This window comes from Haloferax profundi, assembly GCF_001469865.1.
In the GTDB taxonomy this organism is placed as follows: Archaea; Halobacteriota; Halobacteria; order Halobacteriales; family Haloferacaceae; genus Haloferax; species Haloferax profundi.
On the sequence record NZ_LOPV01000533.1, the window covers coordinates 1 to 2,844 of the forward strand.

The following is a 2,844-nucleotide window of genomic DNA, read 5'->3' on the forward strand; positions in this document are numbered from 1 at the left end:
GCGGAGGTCACGGGATTGGCTGGTCTGCTCGAGGATGACCGCGAGGAGGTGACGGTGTCGTGAGCGACCCTCTGGTCGAGACCGCGAACGTCGAGACGGAACTCGAAGCGTTCGTCGACGAACTCCTCACGTGTGAACGTTATCAGGAGTTGGTCGAAGCACGGGAGGCACTCGAAGCTGACGCCGAGGCTCAGGAACTATTGGATGCGTACCGGGAGACCGAGCGCGAACTCCAAAACGGCGAGTTCGACACGTCGCTCATGAGCGAACTCCGGAGCATCCAGAAGGACCTCTCGGAACTCGAGTCTGTCAGGCGACACCGCGAGGCTCGCGAGGCGTTCGAGAGCTTACTCGCCGAGACGGACGAGATCGTGAGCGAACGCATCGGGCAGGCGTTCGCGCAGTCGATTGGAGGTGGGTGCTGTTGAGCGACGCTGACGACGTGCTGACCGCGGCGGAATCCCTCGGTGCGGCGCTCGCCGACGCGAAAACGGAACGCAGTCGAGAGGACTTCGAAGCCCTCCTCGACGACTGCACGGAAACAATCACTGCGGTGACCGGCGTCGACTACGGCGACGCCTGCGACGCCGGCAGCGACTGCTGTTAGAACACGCACTCGCAGTCCGAACTCGGGTTCTTCGCCGCGAGACGGGCCCTGGGTTCGGAACTCTTCGGTTCGCTGGAACCCGTTGGACAGTACTCAACGTTCTCTCGGAGCGTCTCTGCGTGGAGCAGACGAGGGACTCGCCAGAGAAACATATTAGTATTTTCTTGTATAAGCTATTGCTAATATGGTTCAGGATACTGTCGCCGACGGGGCCACAGGCGACGCCGATGCCTGCTGTACCCCACTTGGGGACGTCGATGCGGACGCGATGGCGATTGACCTCCAAGTTCTCTCCGCCATGGGGAATGACACGCGCTACGAGCTCCTCCGACGCATCGCGAACGCCGACGACGGCGTCTGCGTCTGCGACCTCGAAGCGGCGGTTGGCGTCAGCCAGAGCGCTGTCAGTCAGGCGCTCTCCCGGCTGTACGCTGCCGGTCTGGTCACGCGCCGAAAAGAAGGCTCCTGGCGGTACTACGAGCCGACCGAGACCACCGTGGCGCTGCTCGAAACGCTCGACGACCTGCGTGGTACCTATGAGTGACGACACCCAGACTGGCACGACAGCCGACGACCGCGATCCAGAGGCGACTCGCCAGTTGGTACGGGAACGCTACGCCGGAATCGCATCGAGCGACCAGGGCTGTTGTAGCGACGTCGGCCTCGATGTCACGGGCGATAGTGGTTGCTGTGGCGACGACAGTCAGTCCGAGAGCGAACGCCTCGGGTACGACGCCGATGACATCGCGTCGGTCGCCGACGGTGCAGACCTCGGCCTCGGTTGTGGGAACCCGAAGGCGTTCGCCGCGATGACACCCGGCGAAACCGTCCTCGACCTCGGCTCCGGCGCGGGGTTCGACTGCTTCCTCGCCGCTCAGGAGGTCGGCGCGGACGGCCACGTCATCGGTGTCGACATGACTCCGGAGATGATCTCGAAGGCCCGCGAGAACGTCGCAAAGAACGACTCCCGGAACGTCGAGTTCCGTCTCGGTGAGATTACTCACCTCCCGGTCGCCGACGAGACCGTCGACGTCGTCATTTCGAACTGCGTCGTCAACCTCGAACCCGAGAAACAACGTGTCTTCGACGACGCGTATCGCGTCCTCAAGCCCGGCGGCCGCGTCGCCATCTCCGACGTTGTCCAGACCGCGCCGTTCCCCGACGACGTTGCAATGGACCCCGACTCGCTTACAGGGTGCGTCGCCGGGGCCTCGACCATCGGAAAGCTCGAGAAGATGCTTGACCGCGCTGGCTTCGAGGCGGTCGAAATCGCACCCAAGGACGAGAGTACTGAGTTCATCAGCGACTGGGAGGCCGACCGCGACCTCGGCGAGTACCTCGTGTCGGCCACTATCGAAGCCCGGAAACCGACCCTCGACGACTGACCGGGGCGGCCGCGCGTCACTAGTCGCCACATTGGAGCGAAGTGGCCTGTTGTTGCTGTTCGTGTGTGCAATCGCCGTCGGCTTCGTCGCGGGGTCGTGCTGGCCGGTGGTCGATGGACATCCGCAAGAAGGCGAGCACGAGCTGTACTGGGTCCGAAGGCGGTTCACGAGTTGCTCTTTGGCGGTCTAGCGTGTTACGCGTGTTCTCGCTCATTTCTTTGTCCGGTTGTGGCTTAACATTCATCCGGACCGTGTCCCCTACAATCCTCGATTCAGTGAAGCTGACCTGACTACGAATCGGGAGCACGACACTAATTGCGGTCAGAAAGGCAACCGCTTGGTTGCTTTCCCAGGATTCAATGGCACTAGACTCCGCGACCATCTGCTTGCGAAGTTCCGTTTTTGAGTTCGCTAAGAATGCGGCTGTTTCTCCTTGTTCTAACGGGACCCCCTCTTCGGCTTGGAATATTGGCTCAGCCGATGGAAGTTCGTCTCCAGAATAGCGGCCTGAATACGCTACGTCTCCGAGCGACCCGCTTGTACATCCGGATAGACAAGTAACCGCTGCAATCGAGCACCCAGCGAGGAACCTACGTCTCTCAATATTTATTCAGCACGCCGAATCGAAAAAGATATTTTGGTGAGTCAGGGCAATAGGTTTCCATCTAAGTACGAACTGCAGTCAATCGGGATTTCCTGCCAAATTGCTTGTATCGCACTGTAACTCGTCCACCCTTCACCCTCCAGAAGCTCTCCACACGCTTCACAGAATTCCTGCTTCGAACAGTTGCCGTTCTTGTAGAGTAAGTAGAGCAGATAGGAGGGAGCGACTGCGACACCGTATTCGTCTCG

At 60.6% G+C, this 2,844-nt stretch carries 4 protein-coding genes and 1 pseudogene; 4 read left to right on the top strand and 1 reads right to left on the bottom strand.

Annotation, left to right across the window (positions count from 1 at the left end):
- Nucleotides 1-59: 59 nt before the first annotated feature.
- The 4 genes from hcsL to AUR66_RS16350 all read left to right on the top strand — a co-directional run bounded on the left by hcsL (nt 60) and on the right by AUR66_RS16350 (nt 1,992).
- Nucleotides 60-428, top strand: a complete 369-nt coding sequence (gene hcsL / locus AUR66_RS16335) for a halo-CC-star protein HcsL (RefSeq protein WP_004062158.1) — start codon at nt 60-62, stop codon at nt 426-428.
- Nucleotides 419-607, top strand: a complete 189-nt coding sequence (gene hcsS, locus AUR66_RS16340) for a halo-CC-star protein HcsS (RefSeq protein WP_058573277.1) — start codon at nt 419-421, stop codon at nt 605-607. The genes hcsL and hcsS overlap by 10 nt, the downstream gene beginning before the upstream one ends.
- A 184-nt stretch (nt 608-791) precedes the next feature.
- Nucleotides 792-1,151, top strand: coding sequence for an ArsR/SmtB family transcription factor (locus AUR66_RS16345; protein WP_058573278.1), 360 nt, complete (start codon nt 792-794; stop codon nt 1,149-1,151).
- Nucleotides 1,144-1,992: an arsenite methyltransferase gene (locus AUR66_RS16350; protein ID WP_058573279.1), complete on the top strand. Its 849-nt coding sequence runs from the start codon at nt 1,144-1,146 to the stop codon at nt 1,990-1,992. The genes AUR66_RS16345 and AUR66_RS16350 overlap by 8 nt, the downstream gene beginning before the upstream one ends.
- A 645-nt stretch (nt 1,993-2,637) precedes the next feature.
- Here AUR66_RS16350 and AUR66_RS22870 read toward each other — a convergent pair.
- Nucleotides 2,638-2,844, bottom strand: a pseudogene (locus AUR66_RS22870) (hypothetical protein); the annotation flags it as partial.